The organism is Reichenbachiella sp. (genome assembly GCF_965223055.1).
In the GTDB taxonomy this organism is placed as follows: Bacteria; Bacteroidota; Bacteroidia; order Cytophagales; family Cyclobacteriaceae; genus Reichenbachiella.
On record NZ_CBDCVM010000007.1, the window covers coordinates 1 to 22,681 of the forward strand.

Annotated in this window: 18 protein-coding genes; 10 read left to right on the forward strand and 8 right to left on the reverse strand. The window is 39.5% G+C overall.

Features of this window, described 5'->3' with window-relative positions; genetic code table 11:
* The 3 genes from ACOQO5_RS06905 to ACOQO5_RS06915 all read right to left on the reverse strand — a co-directional run.
* On the reverse strand, positions 1-1,781 hold a 1,781-nt coding region (locus tag ACOQO5_RS06905; protein WP_420580957.1), incomplete at its 3' end, for a DUF5916 domain-containing protein.
* 1 nt (position 1,782) lies between these two features.
* Entirely contained in the window at positions 1,783-1,983 is a 201-nt protein-coding gene (locus tag ACOQO5_RS06910) for a hypothetical protein (RefSeq protein ID WP_420580958.1), read from the reverse strand.
* Entirely contained in the window at positions 1,980-3,185 is a 1,206-nt protein-coding gene (locus ACOQO5_RS06915; RefSeq protein WP_420580959.1) for a GTP-binding protein, read from the reverse strand. Before ACOQO5_RS06915 ends, ACOQO5_RS06910 begins: the two co-directional genes overlap by 4 nt.
* A gap of 165 nt (positions 3,186-3,350) precedes the next feature.
* Here ACOQO5_RS06915 and ACOQO5_RS06920 point away from each other — a divergent pair, with 165 nt between their 5' ends.
* Positions 3,351-4,061 (forward strand): hypothetical protein, encoded by a 711-nt coding sequence (locus tag ACOQO5_RS06920; protein WP_420580960.1) that lies wholly within the window; start codon positions 3,351-3,353, stop codon positions 4,059-4,061.
* Here the strand turns inward: ACOQO5_RS06920 and ACOQO5_RS06925 are convergent, their stop codons facing one another.
* From ACOQO5_RS06925 to ACOQO5_RS06935, 3 genes are all read right to left on the reverse strand, one after another.
* Complete coding sequence (locus ACOQO5_RS06925) at positions 4,062-7,553, reverse strand: ABC transporter permease (RefSeq protein WP_420580961.1); 3,492 nt, start codon at positions 7,551-7,553, stop codon at positions 4,062-4,064.
* Positions 7,554-7,758: 205 nt separating this feature from the next.
* On the reverse strand, positions 7,759-8,736 hold the full coding sequence (locus tag ACOQO5_RS06930; RefSeq protein ID WP_420580962.1) for a CobW family GTP-binding protein: 978 nt from the start codon (positions 8,734-8,736) through the stop codon (positions 7,759-7,761).
* Positions 8,737-8,814: 78 nt separating this feature from the next.
* Entirely contained in the window at positions 8,815-9,201 is a 387-nt protein-coding gene (locus ACOQO5_RS06935; protein WP_420580963.1) for a MerC domain-containing protein, read from the reverse strand.
* 189 nt (positions 9,202-9,390) lie between these two features.
* Between ACOQO5_RS06935 and ACOQO5_RS06940 the strand changes: the two genes are divergently transcribed.
* From ACOQO5_RS06940 to trxA, 7 genes are all read left to right on the forward strand, one after another.
* Positions 9,391-9,759, forward strand: a complete 369-nt coding sequence (locus tag ACOQO5_RS06940; protein ID WP_420580964.1) for a hypothetical protein — start codon at positions 9,391-9,393, stop codon at positions 9,757-9,759.
* Entirely contained in the window at positions 9,759-10,457 is a 699-nt protein-coding gene (locus ACOQO5_RS06945) for a glycosyltransferase family 2 protein (protein ID WP_420580965.1), read from the forward strand. The genes ACOQO5_RS06940 and ACOQO5_RS06945 overlap by 1 nt, the downstream gene beginning before the upstream one ends.
* Positions 10,458-11,912: a cellulose synthase family protein gene (locus ACOQO5_RS06950; protein ID WP_420580966.1), complete on the forward strand. Its 1,455-nt coding sequence runs from the start codon at positions 10,458-10,460 to the stop codon at positions 11,910-11,912.
* Entirely contained in the window at positions 11,905-13,206 is a 1,302-nt protein-coding gene (locus ACOQO5_RS06955) for a glycosyltransferase 87 family protein (protein WP_420580967.1), read from the forward strand. The genes ACOQO5_RS06950 and ACOQO5_RS06955 overlap by 8 nt, the downstream gene beginning before the upstream one ends.
* Entirely contained in the window at positions 13,196-13,786 is a 591-nt protein-coding gene (locus ACOQO5_RS06960; protein ID WP_420580968.1) for a TIGR04282 family arsenosugar biosynthesis glycosyltransferase, read from the forward strand. The genes ACOQO5_RS06955 and ACOQO5_RS06960 overlap by 11 nt, the downstream gene beginning before the upstream one ends.
* A gap of 40 nt (positions 13,787-13,826) precedes the next feature.
* Positions 13,827-14,408 carry a toxin-antitoxin system YwqK family antitoxin gene (locus ACOQO5_RS06965; protein ID WP_420580969.1) on the forward strand — a complete coding sequence of 194 codons (582 nt, stop codon included), beginning with the start codon at positions 13,827-13,829 and terminating at the stop codon, positions 14,406-14,408.
* Positions 14,409-14,535: 127 nt separating this feature from the next.
* Entirely contained in the window at positions 14,536-14,859 is a 324-nt protein-coding gene (gene trxA / locus ACOQO5_RS06970; RefSeq protein WP_420580970.1) for a thioredoxin, read from the forward strand.
* Between the two features lie 69 nt (positions 14,860-14,928).
* On the opposite strand, the gene ACOQO5_RS06975 is transcribed toward trxA, so the two are convergent.
* On the reverse strand, positions 14,929-15,468 hold the full coding sequence (locus ACOQO5_RS06975) for a DUF2911 domain-containing protein (RefSeq protein ID WP_420580971.1): 540 nt from the start codon (positions 15,466-15,468) through the stop codon (positions 14,929-14,931).
* A gap of 61 nt (positions 15,469-15,529) precedes the next feature.
* A complete protein-coding gene (locus ACOQO5_RS06980; protein WP_420580972.1) occupies positions 15,530-18,283 on the reverse strand; it encodes a PD-(D/E)XK nuclease family protein in 2,754 nt (917 codons plus the stop codon).
* A 435-nt stretch (positions 18,284-18,718) separates the two neighbouring features.
* On the opposite strand from ACOQO5_RS06980, the gene ACOQO5_RS06985 reads away from it, so the two are divergent.
* Both ACOQO5_RS06985 and ACOQO5_RS06990 read left to right on the forward strand, forming a co-directional pair.
* Positions 18,719-19,315 (forward strand): hypothetical protein, encoded by a 597-nt coding sequence (locus ACOQO5_RS06985; RefSeq protein WP_420580973.1) that lies wholly within the window; start codon positions 18,719-18,721, stop codon positions 19,313-19,315.
* A gap of 41 nt (positions 19,316-19,356) precedes the next feature.
* Complete coding sequence (locus ACOQO5_RS06990; RefSeq protein WP_420580974.1) at positions 19,357-22,680, forward strand: SusC/RagA family TonB-linked outer membrane protein; 3,324 nt, start codon at positions 19,357-19,359, stop codon at positions 22,678-22,680.
* Position 22,681 lies beyond the last annotated feature (1 nt).

The following is a 22,681-nucleotide window of genomic DNA, read 5'->3' on the forward strand; positions in this document are numbered from 1 at the left end:
AAATGTGTTTCTAGCTGCTGTGGAACCTCTCCAATGTCCGTCAGCTTGTTGTATTCATAATCAACTGTCAATGCAGCATGAGGAATTGGCGCAATTCTTATTCCTCCTTCGATGGTCGTTCTACTGCCATTGTAAAAGCCACCCCAATTGATGCTTCCCGTTAAAGAAATTTTCGCCGATTGATTGGTCCTAAAATCGACCTGTTGCCGGGTGTAAAAGTAATCTCCTTCAGGTATGGAAATACCCAGAGGGGCAAAATTAAAATTGATGTTTTGCCAGGTCGGGAAAATGGCATATTGCAAGAAACTATTGTCTATGAAGTAGATGTAAACAGGGAATAGGTAGATGTTAGCCTGTTGAAAGTTGTCAGGATTGCTAAAATCATGGTAATAATTGACAAAGGCACCAGGATCCCATCGTCTGATCCAAGGGATGTTTTTGGGTCGCCAGATGAAATACCCTCCTGGGTCGTGCTTGATTACATTCTTTTGGAAAACAAATCCCATGTCCGGATTGTAATCTTTTGACACAAAATTACTACGCCACGCGAGATAGTACTTATTGCTGCTGGCACCCGCGAAAAAGGTACCTACTAGGCCCAAAGTGTCATTAGAATTGTCTCTTGAACCTGAAACCAAGTAGGAAATTTCCCATTCGTCTGTGGGTCGAATAAAACCGTCTATTGAGAGGGTAGTATTGTTACTTTGCTGAACCCCTAATTCAGAAGATTGTTCATCCAGTCGGTGGGTGACCATTACACCTACGTTGTTTTCATTTCCATAATTCTGTAGATATCGACCAGTCATAAAGCTGGCGGCAGGTGATTTATCTGTTTCCGCCTGGTGGATGTAAAGTCCCGCAATCGAACGATTTTCATTTCGCATAGTATACCGTGTACCTGCATTAATTCTTGCAGGTTCAGCATTGAAATTGCCATTGAGACCAATCGTTCGACTAAAGAAAGGAACTACAGCACTACTATTGGAACCCGCCCAGATACCTGAATTTTCAAGGAAGAACTGACGGCGTTCGGGAAAGAATATATTAAATCGTTCGAGGTTGTTGACGGCTCGGTCTACATCAGCTTGAGCAAAATCTGTATTGAAAGTGAGATCTAATACTGAATGTGGGTTGATGGCCCATTTCACATCACCTCCAAGTTTCAACTCGCCATTCGAATTCCGTTGATCTCCGTCTGCGATTTGATCATATTGATAAAGGGCGTAGGGTTCAATTCTGACATTGGCACTTGGTTCTGGCAGCTCCAATCCTTCCAATCGAGCGGCATAAGTCATTCGATAAGGGGAGAAGGACTGTGGTATGGCAGGAAAAACCGTTTGCTCATAATCCCTCCGAGCCAAGCGGCTAAAGGTGATTCCCCAGGTTGGGGACTGTCCATCTGGCACTTCGTCGTAGCGAATGGACTTGAATGGAATGGCAAACTCTGCAAAGTAGCCAGAGTCGGTGCGATGGGTTCGTACGGACCAAAGTGCATTCCAATCATTGTCTGTATTGCTGTCGTTGAAGTTTTGAAGATCTCTTTGATTTCCATAGGGAGTAGTTTGAAATGAGACGCAGTACTGCTTCAGGTTCTGTGGATCCAATTGAACGAAAAAGATATCATTCTCTCCCCATTTGAAATCTCGTCTTAAATCCTGCACTCTGATTCCCTTGCGTCCTAAGGAGTCTTTGCAGAAAGCTCCTACATAAAGGTTCTTGTCGTCATACAATATATTTACCTTAGTGTCGTACAAATAGTCACCTCCTTGTCTGGGCTCCATTTTAAAAAAACGAAGTGATTACCTCTGCTTTTTGCCAGTCTGATTCATTGAGTTTGCCATCTATTTTGATAGGACCAGTAGATTTGGAGCCTACTACGAGTGGTGGCTCTTTCGGAGGAGGAAAATTTTGATCATCCTGCGCACAGACTGAATTGACTGTTAGCCAAACAGTAAGGATAAGTAAAATGTGTTTTTTTTTCATATAGGCCATTGGTCTTGAAATTTTCCACCAGACTCCATGCCTTTTATTTCATCTTCCAGTAGCAGACAATTTTCCAGATCAGTCCGTATTTGATGCTCATCCATATCTTGTCCAATAATCACCAGTTCATTCAGACGGTCACCCCATTGCTTATCCCATTTTTTCATAATCAATTTCTGGTGTTCCATGTACCCCAGGTTGTTCACTCGTTCTTTATAAGGAACTGCCGCCCACCAGCGTCCATAAGGTTCTGCCTTGAGCGAACCCCCGGCTTGACTCCACATCAAGGCGCTATCAGGTCTGGAAGCCATCCAAAATAATCCTTTACTTCGAATGACACTGCTAGGCCAGGTGTGATTTACATAATTCCAGAAGCGCTCGGGATGAAAGGGTCTTCGCTGTCTGAAAACAAAAGAGGAGATGCCATATTCTTCAGTTTCGGGGGTGTGTTCGTTGTTTAGTTCTTTGATCCACCCTGCTGCTTGTTCAGCTTTGTCATAGTCGAATAGACCGGTTTTAAGAATGGATTTAGGATCAACCGCTCCATAAGTAGTACTGACAATTTGAGCTTCAGGGTTAAGTTTATTAAGCATACCTTTCAGTAATTGCAATTGCTTTACAGAAACCAGATCAGCCTTGTTGAGAACAATGACATTGGCAAACTCTACCTGATCTGTGAGTAGATTGACAATGGATCGTTCGTCTTCCTGATCGTCGGTCATATTTCGATCCAATATGGTGTCTGCACTGCCAAAGTCTTCGAAAAAATTGAAGGCATCCACTACGGTCACCATAGTATCTAATTGACTGATTTTGGTTAAATCATACAACTCATCTCCAGAGGCAAATGAAAAAGTTTGCGCTACAGGTATGGGTTCAGAGATACCTGTGCTTTCAATGAGTAAATAGTCGAACTTGTTCATCTTGGCTAGCTTTTCAACTTCGATCATTAAGTCCTCCCTTAGGGTACAGCAGATGCAGCCATTACTCATTTCCACCAGCTTTTCGTCTGTTCGAGAAAGCTTTGATCCATTTTCTATTAGCTTCTCGTCTATGTTTACTTCGCTCATGTCGTTGACAATGACAGCTACTTTGAGCCCATCTCGATTATTTAAGACATGATTGAGCAAGGTGGTTTTGCCTGCACCAAGAAATCCGCTAAGCACGGTTACTGGTAGTTTCTTTTTTGAGAATAGTTTCATGCTATATATTTAAGTGCAATAATGTTGCAATTATAAAATTTACGACTCTAAAATGCAATAATGTTGCATGTAATAGTAGGTGAGTTTGTATTGCCCCTTGGACAGGGATAGGAATGCGTTCAAAATATTTTTAAATTTATATTTCGAAATCAAAGCACTTCCACCATGCATGCAGTTAAATCATTAGTCCCTTTAGTCATAGTTGTTTTTTTCGCCATTCCCACTTTAGCACAAGATGCTATTTCAGCTAAGGTGTCTACACTTCATCACTCTGAAAAGAGTAAAATCAGGAAACCACTTTATGAATTTCTTAGCACTTGGAATACCACGGCTCCTCAATTAAGGCCAGCGGAGAAGGCTATTGCAGCAAAGAAGAAGGAGAATCGACAGAAAGGTAAAGACCCATTGTCGGGTACTAAAAAGCTACAAGAGAATTATGAAGAGTTGGTTTTTATGGATGGAACGGAACGTTCTTTTATAGCCGAAAGCTTTGCCCTGCCCATGCAAAGGGAACTAGAAGTCAAAGGAGCTTCTTTGGAGGCCGAAGATATTTATGCCGTTCATTATATCACTAAGTTTGTTTTGGGTGTACCCAGGTTTAACCATGGTGAGTTGGATATCAATGATTTGGACCAAATCGACTCAGAATTGGCTAAACTCATAGAAACTTACCCCGACAATGATGCACATAATCAAGAAGTTGATGGACATGTGATAGATGTATTCAGGGAAGAAGCTCAAGCCTTTTATGAGTCTTATGTGGCCAAAAATAGAGCCCAATACAAAAAAGGTAAAGGAGCCAAAGGATCTGAACTCACTAGTATGAATTGTGGTGAAAAGTACAAGCTCCTGAAAGATCAGGGGATTATGCATTAATCACTCACTCCTAAGTGCATTGACTAGATTGGACTTGGTAGCTTGGAAAGCATAAAAAGCAATTGTTACCCAGGAAACAACGGTGACAACAAATCCGCCGAGCAGGAAGATGAGCAATGAGTTTTCAACTCGAAAAGCAAAGCCATCCAACCACTGACTAACACCCCACCAGGAGATAGGAATAGCAATAAGAGAAGAAATCAATACCAGTTTAAGGTAATCCCTGGATAAGAGCATAATGATATTACGGATGCGAGCGCCTAGAACTTTGCGAATACCTACTTCTTTGGATCTCTGCTCTACGACGTAACTCATCAAACCAAAAAGCCCTAAACAGCAGATGAAAATGCCCAAACCAGAAAATAGAACAAAAAGTTTTCCTGTCAGTTTTTCCGCTTCATAATATTGTGCCATCGACTCATCCATGTAATCAAACTCAAAAACCTTGTCCGGTGCCAATTGGTGACTTAGAGAGGCCAGTGCTGTAGTAGCTTCTTTCATGTGTCGAGGGTCTATTTTGATAGTAGCTGATCGAAAAGATGGTGGAAAATAGGCGCCAGATAATTGTAGTGGTTCTACAGAATTGTGAAGGGATTCATAGATGAAATTTTCAAATACTCCAACAACTGTGCATTTAACTCCTGTGGTTTCATATAATACTTTATCGATGGCATCTGATGGAGTGAGACCCAAGGCTTGAATGGCAGCCATATTCAATAGAATTTTTTCGGTTTCTTCGCTGCTGTTTCCTACTTCATGAGGAAGTAAATTTCTTCCTGCAACCAGTTGAATCCCCATGGTAGGTATGAACTGCTCATCTACTATCAGCCAAGTCGTATTTACCTGGCTTTCGTTGCCTGGAGTTAATCCGAGAGTCGAGCCAGATCTGATATCGTCCAAAGGAAAGCTGGTGGTGGATATACTTTTCACTCCAGGTAAACGTTTAGCTTCTTGCTTAAATACTTCAATCTTCTCACCAGAGAAAGGCAGTTTATCTATTTTGATCAACTGATCCTTATCAAAGCCTAGTGGTTTGTTGGTGATAAAATGCATCTGTCTATATACTGTGATCGTCCCGGTAATCAATATTACAGCTATAATAAATTGACCTATGACCAAAAGGTGACGCAATTTTTCTCTACCTCTTTTGCTATTGAATTTTTGAAATACAGTAGAAGGACCAAAATTTGATAAGTACAAAGCAGGGTAGAAGCCCGCAAAGATTCCCAGTAATATTGGAGAGACTAAAAGTATGGCCAAACCTGTAGGTGAAAATAGTGATTGCAATGAAATGGATTTCCCAACCACTTCGTTAAACTCCGGAATTAAGAGCTGTGTGATTCCTAAAGCGAAGATCATAGATACAATACTCATCAAGGTAGATTCTATCAAGAACTGAATCATTAAATCTCCTCGACTAGCTCCTACGACTTTTCTAATACCCACTTCAAGCGTTCTATAGGAGGCTTTGGCGGTAGACAAGTTTACAAAATTGACAACAGCCATAAGCAGGATGAAGACGCCTACAATGGCAAAAAAGTAGACAAAAGTTTCACTGGAATTAGCCTCAAATTCTGTTGAAAGGTTAGAGTTTAAATGAATGCTTGTGATGGGCTGAAGGAAATAATTGTAGGAGTTACCGGCGCTTTGCCAGGCATCAAAATCATCGTTTCCGGCAGCCTGATGTTTTTCTGCAATGGCATTGATCTTCTTAATTAGTGACTCTGGATCTGTTCCGGGATGTACGGATATATAAGAATACACACTCCATGTGCCCCACGTGGTATACATCCAATCAGGAAAAGGAATCAAGGTTATTACTGTAAGAATATCGTAGTCAAGATGAGAGTTAGGTGAAGGATTGGAAATAACAGCTTCTACTGAGAGCAATCGAGATTTGGTTTCTGTTGCGAGTTGGATTTCGAATAGCTTGCCAATGGGATCTTCTTGTCCAAAATATTTATCAGCAGCTCTTTGAGTCAGAATGACTCCATCTTGTCGCTTGAAAAAGTTGTTGTCCACATGACCTTTGATGATTTCGGCTTTGAATACTTTGAAAAACCCAGAGTCCACGCCAGTAATTCGTTGACTTTCCAATGGCTCGCCAGATTTGGCAAACAAGGAGTTGTCCCACTGCAATCTGGTGTAGTTTATTATTTCTGGTAGCTCTTGGGTGATCGTAGGTGAAAGAATTGGAGCGGTAATGGCCCATTTCTTTTCATACCCTGGATAGATTCGATTTAAGGCGATTCGATATGAATCTTTAGCATTAGGGTGGTGCTTGTCATAAGACCACTCGTATTGCACATATGCGGCGATGATTAAACAGGCAGAGAGTCCAATGGCCAGTCCAAGGATATTGAGTGCAGTATGCAATTTGTTTTTTCGCAGGGTTCTTAGTGAGGAGCGTATCATGGTTCTGTTCATTTTGAGATTAAACACATGATTCAAACTAAATCCAGACTGATTGATTATTGGTACTTCCCGTTGGGTGAGGTGTGCCTCCCCATAAGTTCGTACATTTTTGGATTTCCGGTATGCTGTAGGAGTCAGCCCGGTTCGTTTCTTAAAAGCAGCATTAAATGAGGATTTGGAATTGTATCCTACCATAGCCGCAATACTTTCTACTTTGTCTTGATTGTGCGCTGTATCCTTCAGAATTTGACAAGCTCTTCTGATTCTATATCTGGCAATTAAATCTTGAAAGCTGATTTTTAATGTTTCATTGAGTATCTGGGATAGATGGTGAGCGGTTACTCCTAACTCATCGGCTAAATTGGATAAGGAGGCATCATCACGCAAATAAAACTCAGCTTCCATCACTGTCTCAATTTTATCTAAAACTGCTGCTTTGATTTGTGGAGGAAGGGTAGACTTTTGGTATTTGTTTCCTAAAGGTAATTCCGTGAAAAAATTCGACTCACTCCAGGATTGATAAATCACATACACCATATTGAAGCAAACGAGTGCCGTCATGATATAAGCCTCAGTATTCCATAGTAATATGACCAAACCAATAATGTTCACAGTTATGAAATTCCGAAACCAAACTAACCTAGCGCCGGGATTTGCAAACCATTGTATCCCTCTATGGTTTGATTCTTGTCTGACAAAGACAATCAATCGGTACACATACAGCAACATAGTGAAACCGGCTAATACTTTTCCAGCATGAAGAGGAACGTAATACAATCCAATACATAATAGAACTGGAATTAAATCAAAGTAATGAATTCTAGATTTTGGTGTGAAAAATGCCTTACTATAAATAAAAAGTAGGGTGGGTAGTATGGTTATGATTTGCCAATGATTGATCGGTAAGTTGGTCAGACTTATTGGGGCAATCGCAATCGAATAGGCTAATATGAGCAGTCCTAAATACCTGCCAGTCTGAAAATGGGTAAGAATTAAGATACAACCAAAAAAGACCCCTACTAGGGTCGTGGTCATCGGAATGACTATCTCCCAAGGTATTTCATTTAATTGTTCCACCTAATAAAATTAGTAAAATTCTTAGAACAGGGTTCTGATGCAATAGGTATTAGGCTAAATCACCTTCCTTACAAAGAAATGAGCTTTGTCAACATTTCATACAATCTAAAGAGGCTTCCATAATCTTTCAGGATAGTATGGGTTACAGCATGAACTGCACAATCTACAGCAAGATCAGGGGATTATGCATTAATTATTTCCCCTTTTAATCGGGCCTCACCATATGTCTTTTGAACATCTTTTCGAAGGTTTGTTTTTGTAGACCTCGACCGATAAATACCAGTTTGCCTACCCGGTCCTTAGGAGTTTCCCAGGGACTGCCGTCAGTGGCGATGAAGCTGCTACGCACCGATTGTAAGATGACCCGATTAGGATAATTGGGAATGGCGATGAATCCTTTGACTCGATATACTTGTTCTCGATACAAATGCACTATTCTATTCAAATCCAATTGAAGCTCATTGAGATCTAGCGGATGAGCGAAAGTGAGTGTAAATGTGGTGATTTTATGACTGTTGGAATCCGTGGTCGAATGCTCGTGCTGATGCTCATGTACCTGAGCCAAGGATTCTACAGATTCGGGTTTGGTGGTGCCTACGGACAGGATGGTTTTGAGGTCAAATTTGCCTTGACTGCCAGCTAGCGTCTTGGCTTGCACATTGATGCCTTTGAGCAGTTCGGTCACTTCTTTCACTTGCTCTTGGGAAACCGTGTCCGCTTTGTTGACCAAAAGCACGTCGGCAACTGATATTTGGCGGAGCGCTTCTTCGGCTTCATTGAGCCAATCTTTTACCTGTCCGGCATCCACCAGACAAATGACCTGCTGCAGGTCGAAGGCCTTTTCTACTGCCGGGTTTTCTAAAAACACCTGAACGATTGAGGATGGATCTGCTATCCCTGTAGTTTCGATGACCAATCGGTCATATTCCTCTCGCCGTTTGTAGGCATCTTCCAATATATCCAGGAGTCCATCGGCTAATGAGCAACACAGACACCCAGCAGTCAATTCTACCAAATCCTCAACGCCATCCATGACTAAGCCACCGTCTATGTTGGTAGCACCGCACTCATTTTCGATCACAAAAATGCGTTCAGGCAGCTGTTCTTTGATCAAGTGATTGAGAAAAGTGGTTTTGCCTGCACCTAAAAAACCGGTGATGATGTGGACTGGTTTTCGATTCATGTGATTGGATTGTCTTGATTGCTCATACTTTGATTAGAGCCAAAGTTGAACTAAAAAATTGATTTGATCTGTTAAAACTTATCGAATCATAGAAAGCTGTACATGCTTCCAATTGATGAAATGAGCGCCGGCAATTGTCAATGCACCTAAGGTGGTAAAAAGTATTTCATAGACATGGATAGAATAAGTGTGACCGATAGCTATAGAAAGGAAACCAATACAAACAATAATCAAGGCGAGGGGGTTCCTATGGTGCCTGAGGTAGCATTTGATCAGTGCATAGTTGGCTATACAAAAGCTGAATAGGATGATGGCATATTCTATCCATTCGTTTTCAAGAAACCCTAGCCAGGGTATGGGTAAGAGACTGAGTAAGAAAGGTAGCCCCGCGCAGTGAATGGCACATAAGACTGATATCAAAAATCCTAAAAAGTCCGTGTGTAGGCTAAAAAATCTCTCTTTCATTTCAAACTAGATAAATGCAATTAAGTTGCAATAATATCAATCAATTTTATTTCTTGCAATATTGTTGCGTTTAAATCAATACCCTTTTACATTTCTATTCAGACTAACACCAGGAAATACATAATACTTGAAAAATTTTATCGAGATTTGAACTTCATAAGGAATGATTTTGAAAACAGCCTGAAACGAATGAATAACGATCCAGAATTAAGCGGTAAATACCTGGGAACGATTACCCAGGATTTCATTAAAGTATCAGACAATTTGAAGGAAGCTTCGTACCAAATCAGAAGTAGAGGTTTTTCTGATTATCCCATTTTTCCGATAGCGAAAACTGATGTAGGCGTGGGTCAAATTCTGATTAAGCAAAAAGAATTGGATGCAGAATGGAATTATTCAGCGTCCTATCTGGATGAATTTGTTCAACGCGATCTCGTGAAAGAAAAGAATGTAGATATCTTCAAAGAGGCATACAAAAACCCCGATGAGTTTTGTTGCTTGTTTGTTGTAGATGAAAAGTTCACCAATTTCATTTTCATTCCTTATCCAGAGGATTGATGCCCAAACCTCAGATCGTAGATGTAATCATCCCCGTGCTCAATGAGCAGAATGCAGTGGGTATGGTGATTGACGAAATCCCTAAGGAACGTGTTAGAAATATCATCGTGGTGGACAATGGATCTACGGACGATACGATGGAAGTGGCTAAGGCACGGGGAGCCGTAGTACTGGAAGAAGTAGTTCGTGGCTACGGAAATGCCTGTTTGAGAGGGATGTCCTACATCGCACATCATACTAATCCCAAACCTGACGCGGTAGTTTTTTTAGATGGCGATTATTCGGACTATCCGGAGTTTATTCATGCTTTGCTAGAACCGATCCGAGTGGGCAATGCCGAACTTGTGATTGGCTCTAGAGCCTTGGGTAGAAAAGAAAAGGGCTCCATGACCCCACAACAGGTTTTTGGCAATTGGCTGGCTACCTATCTCTTAAAGGTTTTGTATAAAGTGCAATACACTGACTTAGGTCCATTTAGGGCGGTGAAGTATGAAAGTTTGTTGGCCATGGATATGCAAGATAAAACTTATGGCTGGACGGTAGAGATGCAACTAAAAGCAGCGAAGATGAAAATGAAAATAGCCGAAGTGCCAGTGAACTATCGCAATAGAATTGGTGTATCAAAGATATCCGGAACTATTAAAGGAACCATTTTGGCTGGATACAAAATCATTCAAACGATATTTAGATATTTGTAGATGGAGTGGATCGTAGTGGTCGTTTATTGTACGGCTTTGTTAGCCATATTTTTGTTCAGTCTAGGGCAGCTGCACCTGACCTGGGTATATACGCGTCCAAAGCCTGAAATATCTCGTGAATTCAACCAATCATTTGAGCCTGTGGTCACCGTCCAACTTCCCATCTTTAATGAAAAGTACGTTGCCGAAAGATTGATTGATTGTGTGGTAAAGCTCGATTACCCAAAGGAAAAACTTGAGATTCAGGTGTTGGATGATTCTACAGATGAAACGGTCGAACTTATTAATGCAAAGGTTGAATACTATCAATTATTAGGTTTTGATATTCAGCATGTTATTAGGGATGATCGCAAGGGATTTAAAGCAGGTGCTCTAGCTTATGGGACCTCAATTTGCAAAGGAGAATTTACGGCGATTTTTGATTCAGATTTTTTACCCAATCCCGATTTCATCAAACGAACGATTGGCTATTTTGTGAACGACAACATAGGGATGGTACAAACCCGCTGGGGTCATGTAAACAAGAATTATTCTATGCTCACCGAAATGCAGGCTTTTGGTTTGGATGCACACTTTACCGTGGAGCAGGGTGGGCGTAATCGCTCGGGGAGCTTTATGAACTTCAATGGTACGGCTGGAATTTGGCGCATAGCCTGCGTGTTCGATGCTGGTGGCTGGTCTGCGGATACGCTGACAGAAGATTTGGATCTCAGCTATAGAGCACAACTCAAGGGGTGGCAATTTCAGTTTGATGAATCTGTGGAGTCTCCAGCAGAGCTGCCAGTGATTATGTCGGCCATCAAATCGCAGCAATATCGGTGGAACAAGGGAGCTGCCGAAACAGCTAAAAAGAACTTATTTAAGGTATTCAAGTCTGATCAATCTTTTAAAACTAAGGCGCATGCTGCTATGCATTTGTTGAATAGTAGTGTATTCGTATTGCTACTAACAGCTTCTGTTTTGAGTATCCCTATGCTTTATATTAAAAGTTCAAACCCAAGCCTGGAATGGCTTTTTAACCTGGGCAGTTTGTTCTTGATTGGTTTCTTTTCGATTGCAGCCTTCTATTATGTTGGATTAAAGCAAATAGAAAAGGTCAAAACCAAAACAGCTTTCCTAAAGAAATTCCCGTTGTTCCTTTCTTTTTCTATGGGGTTGGCCCTGCACAATGCAATTGCTGTGATGGAGGGGTATTTGGGTTTCAAAACACCTTTCATTCGAACACCAAAATTCAATATTACAAAAAAGACGGAAAGCTGGACCAGCAATCAATATATCAAGCCTAAACTGACTTGGGGGACATTGGTAGAGGGGGTGTTGTGTGTCTATTTTGTTTGGGGGATTGTATCAGCCTGGATGTTGCAAGATTTTGGGTTAATCATTTTTCACCTGATGCTCGCCATAGGTTTTGGTATCGTATTTTTTCATTCATTGAAACACATCAAGCATGCCTAAAAAGCCATTAGGGTTAAAAACCGCTTGGCTTATTTTGGGATTACTCATTCCCATGCTTTGTATTCAGTATGGCATGATTAGAAGTAGTGTTTGGCTAGTTCCAGTTTATGGCATTGCTTTTTTGTCTTACTTGTTTATAGTTTTCAAAGTTGAATTTAGCTTTAAGCAACTGATGGTTATTGCTGTGCTGTTGAGGTTAACACTGTTCTTTGGATCACCCTCTTTGTCAGATGACTGTTTCCGTTTCATTTGGGATGGACGGATTTGGACGGATAACATGAGTCCATACCAGGCTACGCCTGAAGCTTTAATAGATGGCCTGCCGGGTCAGTACCAATCTCTTTACGAAAAACTAAATTCACAAGCCTATCATTCCACCTATCCGCCGTTTAGTCAGTACGTTTTTTCTATCCCGGCCCTTTTCGGTGTAAAGGATATTTTCTGGTCTATGACAATGATTAGGTTGATACTTCTGTTATTTGAAATAGGAGCAATCTATCTGCTGTTTCATTTGACGAAGCATGTGGCAAGGGTTCTCGTTTACGCACTGAACCCATTGGTTATACTAGAACTTACAGCTAATCTGCATTTTGAAGGAGTTGTAATTTTTTTTATGCTGCTGGCCTGGTGGTTTTATGAACAAAAGAAATGGATTGGTGGATCCATAGCTTTATCCTTGGGTGTGCTAACCAAACTTACTCCGTTGATGTTTTTGCCCGTTTTATTTAAGAAACTAGGGTGGAGGAAGTCCCTTTTGAGTTACTTTCTGTTGGGGTTTGTGTTGCTGTTCTTTTCCATGCCTTTTCTGAGTTTGGAAATAGTCGATGGTTTGGGCAATGGGTTGGATTTATTTTTTAGAAAGTTTGAATTCAATGCGGGTTTCTTTTTTCTCGTACGTGAGATTGGTTTTTGGATGAAAGGGTATGATGTAGTACAGACTGCCGGACCCTGGCTTTCTGTTATTGCCCTTGTTTTAATTGTTGGCTATTCTGTTTTTACAGTTAACAAACGAACCGATTGGGCGATGGCCTTTACCATTGTATTGTTTATTCAGTTGCTCTTTGCAACTACAGTTCACCCCTGGTATATTATACCACTATTGGCATTTAGTTGCTTTACAAAACTTGCTTTTCCTTTGGTTTGGTCAGGATTGATATTTTTGTCTTATCTAGGCTATTCGGATCATGGCTATCAGCATCCAATGGGTTGGATAACTTTTGAATATGTTGTGGTGATTGGGTTGGCTGCCTTTGAATTGTTAAAAAATAAACCTTTGCTCAAAAATGTCGAATGAAGCACTGATTGTTTTTACCAAAAATCCAGAGTTGGGTAAGGTAAAGACTCGATTGGCTCAATCTGTTGGAAATGAGATGGCACTCGATATCTACCGAAAACTCTTGGCTTATACACAAGAACAAACGACCAATATTGAGGCTGACCTGATTGTCTATTATACACAGCAAGTCGATCAGAATGATCATTGGAAAAAGGCTACAAGAAAAATGCAAGCAGGAGGAGACTTAGGTCATAGAATGGCTGCTGCTTTTCGTGAGGAATTTAAAGAATATGATAGAATATGTATTGTAGGCACTGATTGTGCTGAACTCACAGCGACACATATCCTGCAAGCTTTCAAGGAACTGAAGAACAACGATTTCGTGCTTGGCCCTGCGAATGATGGGGGCTACTATTTGCTGGGTATGAAAGCATTTGAATCTGGCTTGTTTGAAGGAATAGATTGGAGCACGGACCAAGTAATCAATCAAACAATTCAAGCCATTTCAGCGCTTAATAAAAACTACGCTTTGCTACCCGAATTGATAGATGTAGATACCATTGAGGACTGGGAGCGAGTGAGTTCAAATTTCATGTAAAAAAAATTACTTTTGAACTCTTGAATCTAAATCGTTTGAAATGAAGAATACTATTTACTTGCTTGTCGGATTTCTAATTATACTAGATGCCTGCGATTCTGATGTAGCCTCTTCTGGCGGCGCTGAGAGTTTAGATAATTTACCAGATTATGCGGAAAGAATAGAGTTTCAGCATATGCCTGGTTTAGTCAAGGCAACTATAAAGTTCGGAGAAAAAATAGAGCAACAAGGAGAATACTACAAGGGATATAGAAATGGAAGTTGGATCACTTATCATCCCAATGAATTGGTAAAATCTATTTCTACCTATGTGAAAGGAACCATGCATGGGACTCATTTAGAAATGGATGATAAAGGCAATCTTACCTTGAAGGCCTATTACGTAAATGGGATAGAGGAAGGTGAGTTTATTTATTACAACAGTGGTGTGATTGCGGAGAAAAGAAACTATGTAGCCGGAGAATTTCAAGGGAAACGCTCTCAATACTATGATAACGGAAAAATCATGGAAGAAAGCAATTGGTATGAGGGTAAAATGCATGGCACCGCCAAATGGTACGATCAAAACGGCAACATGACATTGGAGTATGAATATAGCAATGGCGTATTGCTTAAAGACTAGCTTGCAATAGTCTTTAGAAAGATAGACTTTCTTTATCTGATCATCATTAAAATCAATCTTTTGGCATCAACTATTTGAACTATATTTGCGTTTTTCGATGCATAACAATATTTAAATAAAAATAGACATGAACAAAGCAGTAGAAATTACAGATAGCAACTTCAATGACGTATTATCAACAGATCAGCCTGTATTGGTGGATTTTTGGGCAGAATGGTGCGGACCTTGTAAGATGATTGGACCTGTAGTGGAAGAGCTTGCTGGGGATTATGAAGGTAAGGCAGTTGTAGGGAAAGTAGACGTAGATTCTAACCCAGAAATGTCTGCTAAATATGGAGTAAGAAGCATCCCGACTTTGTTGGTTTTCAAAAACGGTGAAGTTGTAGATAAGCAAGTAGGAGCAGTTCCAAAAAATGTTTTGGCCGGAAAAATTGATGCTCAATTAGCATAATATGGCCGCTTTGAGGCATAAAAAAAACCATTGTGATATATCACAATGGTTTTTTTTATGCCTTTTCTTTTACTGTTTGGTGATTGGGATTCTGATCATAGTGGCATCCCAGCCCATGTTTAAAAACAGACTTGTAGAATCACTATCAAAAGTCATGGTAAACTGCTCTATAATATTTGGATTTATTCGTGTTGGGATTTTAACCTTGAGCACGTCAAGCGTATAATCAGGCTCAAAGTAGCCAAACTCACCAAGCTGACTATTGAGAGAAATCTCCCAGTTGCTGGCGTTCGGAACAGCGTACATACGATATCGGCCTGCATCAACTGGTTTTCCAGCAAAATTTACATTTTGACTAAAAGTGATTTCAGTAGCGTCATTTGCACCTAATCTCCAGTATTTTCCATAAGGAACAAGGGCATTATCATTTTCATTACCAAAAATCAGTCGGCCTTTTTTATAAGGTTGACAATAATCAACAGAAACTGTTAACTCTCCTGAATTCCCTTCAACTGTCGTAAGTGGACTGTGTGATCGGGTAGTGAGTACACCATATGCGAAGTACACAATAATTGCGATGACCAGTCCAATGATTACTTTTTTAAGCATAGTATTAGATGTTTTGATTGTGGATACTAGTGATAAACAATTTTGACAAAAATCTGTAAGTCTATCCTTTATTGCAAATCTGTTTATAGGTGCAATATTGACATTTTTGCTCATCTTCTGTTTGAGAAAAAGGGATGTTAGGATTGAACAATTCTGTTAGAAGATAGAGTAGCACTTCTTTGAAATCTTCCTCAAAATCAGCATAATTAAGTACTATTCTGTTTTTGCGATCTATGGTTTGAGTGATTAAAGCATCAAATTTATCGTCAAACAAATCTTTGCTATTGAATAGACCGGGCTGAATGGGACGTTTTATGTCAGGATGGTTTTCTTTGTAAAGTAGGCAGTAATAGAATAACTGAAAAACTGCTTTATTCCTCTTAGAGGATTTTCCGTCGATCAAGTCGAACATCAATCCAAATTTACGATCATCTCGACCAGACTTATAATCTAATACCCTGATCACTTCTTCATATTCGTCGATTCTATCTATCACACCTTTGAGCCCAACTTTCACACTTCCATCCATCGTTTCTATAGGAAAGTCTACATGATAATCTGTAGCCTCAAGCCCTAAAATAGTAAATGGTGCATGTTGTTTATCAAAGTTTAAGATGCGATCCATATAGGATTTGATCACCTCATAAGCTATTAATTGTCGACCCGTTTGACCTTGACTTTCTGAAAGTTTCTGTTCAGTGAATGACTGCTGAATCGCTTGATCTAATTGAGACTTGGCATTGTTTACTTCTTCAGATGTCCAGTGCTTTTTTTGCTCATATAGGTGCTCCATCGCTCCGTGCAGCAGATTGCCAAATAGCGAAGGATCCATGTCTTCCAGTAATTCATCTGGCTCTTTGATTTTTTCGATATACTGAAAGTAAAATTTAAGTTTGCAGTCAATATAAGTGTTGAGTGCAGAGGGGGAAAGTCTTTTGTATGTGTTCGTGTCAGAAGTTAGAAAATTGTTCAACCTGACCAGGACATCGCCCTTTTTTTGAATGGTAATTTGCTGGGGAGTCTCTGCAGTTATAGGATTTACAAGCGATGAAGTGTCAATTTTGAGATTGGATTCATACTGCAATTGTCGAACATACCGACTCAATTCACCATTGTGATTAAACTCTGAAATATTATTGTAGGAGATCCAAAGATTCTCAGCACTGTGCAGCAAGCGATAAAACAGATAGGACTGCATAGCGTCTTGATGTTCCACTGTAGGCAAGTCAAATGCTTTTCGGATATTGTACGGAATGAAAGAGGTGTTTGAGCTGTCTTTAGGCCATTTTCCTTCATTCATTCCAATGACCAATACATGTTTAAAAGAGAGATTCCTTGTTTCTAAAATCCCCATCACCTGAATGCCATGCTGGTGATCTCCAGATAGCGGAAGCTTAATAGAATTGCCCAACTTCAGAAAGAGCTTGTTGAATGAAGTAAAGCTAAGTTGTACACTGTGTTGTTTTAAAGCTGAGTCAATCCTTTTCAAAGTGCCATGAATTAATACCGCAACAGATCGATCAATGTCAGTGAGCGAATTGAGATCAAGTTCATTGAAAAAAGTGATGAATTGTGCAATGAGCTTCGGTGTGGTTGACGCAGACTTTAGAATAGTTTCTAGTTCTGGAAACTCTTCAATCACGTGTTCAACTTCTTGATAAACATGGTTGTTTTTTATGCCTTCAGAATTGAATTTCCCAACTCTATCTTGACCAATACTGAATAGGTCATTGTATTCCAGGAGGTTAATGACTTCTTTGTGCTGAACCTTTTTAAATTCATTGGATTGATATTTGTCATAGAGAGCAATCACTTTGGAGACAAAGAGATAGATCCTGGACTGAGCTATTGGCCACCCCATAGTCACATTCACTAGTTCGATATGCTCTGGCAAAGCATGTAAGGTGCTTTGGAGTAGTGATTCGTCTGTTAGAATTACTAATAATTCTGATTGCTCGGCGCTTGAGAGATTCAATTTCTCAATTCTCTGAGCTGCTGCTTTAATCTGCCCCATACTGAATGGAGCCGCAAGCACATTCAAATTGAGATTGGCCTCATTGATTTTTCGTTTGAGATCACGCTGGATACTAGACTTAAAGTGTTTGTCAAATGCATACTGCCTAAAGAAAGTTCCGGACTCTTGCTTGTCATCGTTGAAATAGTATTCATCAACGTCCCAGAAAATGTCAGCCTTGCCATATTCCAAATAAGACTTGATGATCTTTTCTTCTGCTTTAGTGAGTGCATTAAATCCAGCAAACCATATATTGATCTCTTCTTCTTTAATATTTTCCGAGAATTCTCGAAACATTCTTCCTTTGTAAATCAACCCATGACCCTCCAAAAGTGCATTAAACCGATGATAGAGCTCCGCTAGAATAGACCAGGTCGATATGAACTCATTTTGTTTTTTGTTTGGAGTAGGGAGGAAGCCCTTCCAGAACCCCTGGATAACTTGTTGATCTTTTTCTGTTAAATATTGGAATGCTTCGTCCAGTTCTTTCTGGGATTTAATCACCTTAAAGATATGCTCTGCGTCCACCAAATAATTATCAATGTCATTATAGTCTTTTAGGATCATTTCCCCCCAAGGGAAGAAAGCATCAAAATCTTCTGGCTGTTTGACTATCTCTTTGTAGGCCTTGTAAAGCAGAAAGATCATCTGTAAGTCATCAGCAAAATTTTTATTTTGCTTCTGCTCGACAAATTCTTCGAAACTTAAAATAACCGGAGACCATATCGGACGATCGTACAATTGAGCTAAGTAGTCAGCAAAGTACACTCCGGCTCTCTTGTTTGGGAAAATTATGGTCAATTTATCACATTGATCCCCATATTGGGATTGGCACTTTTTGGCTAGAGAATTTAGAAAGTTATTATGATCAGTCAATGGTTTTCAAGAGATTCGTAGAGTTGTAAATTAATAGGAAATAATGAACGAAATGAATTTCGTTTTTAAGGAATTTTGAAATTCATAAAATAAACCTGGACCTGTCATCAACCATTTCTTGTTTTTTTTTGTTTAATTAGTAATTGATCGAATACCAGCGTAAAGACTGTTCTAATAGATCATTTGTTATTCGGGTGTGGAATAGTGCTCCTGCGTAATTTTCCCTTGCGAAAAATTATTACTCAAAATTTAATTTTTAAAACAAGGGTCTTTGCCTTTTAAGTTGATATATTTAAAAGGTTCAAAATTTCAACCAAATGGGAATTCAAAAAGACGAGAGATTCCCTTAAATCGTACCATATGAAAAATTTTTTACAATCCGTATTGCTTGCTTTCTCCCTTGTTTTTATTGCTTCTTGTAGTAGCGAAGATCCAGAACCTGTAGATATGTTGCTCGACACTAATGAAGTCGGCACATGGTATTTAAATGGATTTATCTTTTCGGGTGTAGAGGAAGCTTATGATAGTTATAATAATACGCAATATGACATCAGTTTATTGAGCTTGAATGATGGATCACCTTTGGTGTATTATGAGTTGACTATGGAAGGAGATTCTGTTTTTGAGAGAAAGCAAAAATACTATGGCTATCAAGTGTTGCGTGATACTGGTGTATGGGTGTTGGATTCCTTGACGCAGGTATTGACTTTAGAAAGTGATCTATTGGATGAAGAAGATTTTGAAGTTCTATTGAATGAAAATGATGATCTTTATATGAGTCAAAAGACTACCTTTCCAATGATTAGAGATGATTCCATCGATGCCTTAGAAGCAAGGTATCCTGTGGATTCTGTAAGAATAGCATATTTCAACGATTCGCTTTCAGACGACGAGCGAGCGGCCTATTATAAGAATGTCCCTTTAGATTTGGTTTTTGCCTTTTCACGAGAGGAGTAATTTTAGATTACCTTATTAATTCTTATTAAATATTCTTTTTGATGGCTAGAAGGGGCTTAGGTTTTTTGTTGTTTTTTATTTTATCCTTTTGTTCAAATATTTCATTATTTGCTCAAACAACAAGGGTTTCTGGAAAAGTCAGTGACCCAAGTGGTGAACCGATGGTTGGTGTTTCAGTAATTGTTGAAAATACAACCAATGGATCAATTACTGATTTAGAGGGTAATTTTTCTCTAGAGGCTTCAAAAGGCGATGTGCTCATCGTAAGAATGCTTGGGATGAAGGAGCAGAAAATCACTGTTTCAAATACCAATCAAAGGTTTCAGATAAAACTTGAAGAAGAATCTGTTGCGCTACAGGAAGTTGTAGTTAATGGGTTTCAAGAAGTAGATCGGAAGTTGTTTACGGGAGCCTCTGAGAACTTGAAAATGGATGACATCAAAGTGGATGGGATCGTTGATGTCAGTCGAGTGCTGGAAGGACGTGTGGCTGGAGTGAATGTAGATAACGTTTCTGGTACCTTTGGTTCTTCGCCTAAAATTAGAATTAGAGGAAACGCATCCATCAATGGAAATAATCAGCCCCTTTTTGTAGTCGACGGAGTGATTTTGGAAGATTTATCCAATGTCAATACGGATGACTTTATTTCAGGAAATGCCAATACACTAATCAGTTCATCCATAGCTAATATCAATCCAGATGATATCGAATCATTCCAAATATTGAAAGATGCTTCTGCAACAGCAATATATGGAGCTAGAGCAGCCAATGGGGTGATAGTCATCACGACTAAACGAGGGAAAAGTGGTGCGCTTAGGGTTAATTATTCAGGAAATTATTCAGTTAAACTAAGACCAACTTACAATCAGTTTAGTTTATTGAATTCTACAGAAGAAATGTCTGTGTATCGTGAGATGGCAAGCAAAGGACTCATAGATATCACTACCGCCGTTCGAGCTCAAAACTACGGGGCCATGGGCAAAATGTATGCTAAAATCGCTCGGCATGAAATTCCTTGGGGTTCTGGAGGTGGATTGAATGAACAGTACCTTAATCAGTATGAAAATGCCAATACAGATTGGTTTGATGTATTGTTTAGGGATTATGGATTACAACAACAGCATTCATTAAGCTTTACATCTGGAACTGACAAATCGAATAGTTACTATTCATTAAGTTATTTGCACGATGCCGGTCAAACTATTGCCGACAAAGTTCAAAGACTTACAGCGAGCGCACGGAACACCTATTTCTTGTCGGAAAAATTCACATTTGGATTAAAGCTATCAGCGAGCTACCGTGATCAAACGGTGCCAGGAACAAGAAATAGAGAGTTTGATCCAATAACAGGTAGATATAGTAGAAGTTTTGATATTAATCCGTTGAGTTATGCTTTGAATACCAGTCGATCAATTCGTCCGTATGATGAGAATGGTGAATTAGAATACTTCAGAAGAAATTATGCGAATTTCAACATTTTGGAAGAGCTTAAATATAATTTTATTGATATCAATGTGACTGATGTTTCTACTCAGACGGATTTTGAACTTAATCCCACGAAAAGCATTTCTTTGAAAGGTGTCATGCAATTGAGATATGCAACTACACAACGAGATCATACGGTTCATGAAAAGTCTAACCAGTCTGAGGCTTATAGAGCGAACGAAACACAGTTTATTCAAGATGCTAACAATTTACTTTATAGAGATCCAGACAATCCTGGATTAAACCCTGTGGTTGTATTGCCAATTGGTGGGTTTAATTACTTAGACAAAAGTGACATGTTTAACTTCTTTAGCCGTATTAGTGCGGAGTGGTCTAAAACCTATAATGAAATACACCAAATTAATGTTTTGGGCGGCCAAGAAATTCGATTTACTAACAGAAGTGAAAAGAGTACAACAGGGTTAGGCGTAGTATACGAAAGTGGAGGAATAGCAGTAACTGATCCAAATATTGTCGAATTTTTCAATTCTCAGAATATTGACATTTACTCTCAGAATCAGCTAAGAGACCGATTTATAGGTTTGTTTTTAAATGGAGGTTATGCGTACAAAGGGAAATACATAGCAAATTTTACCGTGAGGTATGATGGATCCAATCAATTGGGAGAAAGCAAAAGTGCCAGATACCTGCCTACTTGGAATGTAAGTGGTGCTTGGAACATCCATAGTGAAAATTTCATGTCAAATCTTAGCACAATTAATCAATTGAAATTAAGAGCAACTTATGGTATATCCGGAAACCTTCCACCCAATGCTAGCGCATTGCTCAATCTACAAGCTGATGTTACGGTGAGACCCACAGATCAGGAGCCCTATCTGTATATTCAAGACTTAACCAATTCGGAGTTGACATGGGAAAAACTTAAAGAATTGAATGTAGGAGTTGATATGGGCATATTGAATAGTAGGGTGAACGCTTCTATCGATTGGTATAGTAGGCAGTCATTTGATTTGATCGGACAGGTACTTACTAGTGGAGTCGGTGGCCAAAGTATAAAAACAGGAAATTTTGCAGATATGGAATCTCAAGGTTTTGAATTCACATTGAATACTGTGAACATGACCAGAGGTGATTTTTCATGGACGACCAATTTTAACATTGGTTATACTTTTGATAAAATTACCAGATTGGATTTCGGTCCAAGATTAGTAGATGCTTTGAGTCAGAATGGTGCGGCAGTGTTAGGCGGACCAAGAAGGGGGCTGTATTCGTCAAGATTCGCTGGATTGAATAGTTCAGGATACCCTACTTTTTATGATGAAAATGGGGAAGTGGTATTGCAGTATGATTTGCAGAGTCGTGATAACTTAACTACTACACTGAAGTATGAAGGTTCAACAGAACCAAGAGGAGGCGCAGGATTGACCAATACATTTACTTGGAAAGGATTATCTTTTAGCTTTTTGCTTTCATCCAAGTTTGATTACAAGATTCGTTTGAACGATGTTGTGCAATCTAACTATACTGATTTTGATGCATTACCAGCAGAATTGGCTAATCGTTGGGTAGTACCAGGCGATGAGAATATTACAAATGTACCAGCCATTTTGCCGATTAGAACAGTTGCAGCTGGTGGTTCTGATTTGAATAGTTACTCATTATATAATCAAAGCAATATAAGAGTTGCTGATGGAGATTATATCCGATTAAAAACGATAAGGTTGTCTTATCAGCTACCAACAACGTGGGTCGGTAAAATAGGATTGAACTCAGTAAACCTGAGTGTCGAAGGTCAAAACCTGTGGTTAATTTATTCTGATGATGCATTGAATGGACAAGATCCAGAATTTTTCAGTTCAGGTGGTGTTTCATTGCCACAACCGAGATTGGTAACATTTTCTTTAAATATTGGAATCTAAG